This is a genomic window from Streptomyces sp. AC627_RSS907 (assembly GCF_019049165.1).
This window is the reverse complement of sequence record NZ_JAGMUE010000579.1, coordinates 1-795: the sequence shown is the minus strand read 5'-3', so window position 1 is coordinate 795 and position 795 is coordinate 1. Positions and strand designations below refer to the sequence as shown.

Below are 795 nucleotides of genomic sequence, written 5' to 3'. Positions count from 1 at the left end.
GTGCGCTGGACGTCCGGACAGGCTGTGAGCGGGTGCCGGTGCCCGGGGCGCGTCGCCAACGGCTGCTGGCAGCAATGCTGTTGGCGCCCAACGCGGTGGTGTCGCTGTCCAGGCTCATCGAGATGACCTGGGATGACGAGCCGCCCCCCACCGCCACCAAGCAACTGCGGAACTCCGTCTCGGCGCTGCGGGAATGCCTGGGCGACACCGACCGGCGGCTCATCCTCACCGAGGAGCCCGGCTACCGCATCCGCCTCGACGCCGCCCGGCTCGACTCGCTCCGCTTCGCCGCCGGGGTGGCCGAGGGCCGCCGCCACGCCGCCGGGGGGAGACTCGAGCGGGCGGTCCAACTGATCCGGCCGGCGCTGGGCCTGTGGCGTGGGCCCGCACTCGACGGGCTGGGCACGGCGGTCTTGGCCAGATCCGCCGCGCGCCTGGACGAGCAGCGGCTCAGCGCGCTGGAGCAGTACGCCAGGTGGCGGCTCGAACTCGGCGAGCACCACGAGGTCGTGGACGATCTGGCGGACCTCGTGCACGACCATCCCCTGCACGAGGGCCTCCACGTCCAACTGATGGCGGCGCTGGACCACTGTGGCCGACGAGCTGACGCGCTGGGTGTCTTCCACCGCCTCAGAACCCGCCTCGCCGAGGAACTGGGGGTCGGCCCCGGCCCCTGCACCCAGCGGCTGCACGAGCGGATCCTGCGCGGTGAACCCGGGGCCCGCCGGGTCGACCGGATGCCGCGGGACGATCGCGGCGGGGCGGTCGGCACGCTACCCGCCCCGGGGCCACCCC

1 protein-coding gene is annotated in these 795 nt (G+C 74.3%); it reads left to right on the top strand.

The genetic code is table 11. The features are described from left to right. Positions 1-74: 74 nt before the first annotated feature. Positions 75-795, top strand: a 721-nt coding sequence (locus KUM32_RS37185) for an AfsR/SARP family transcriptional regulator (protein ID WP_217146275.1), incomplete at its 3' end; no start/stop codon positions are given.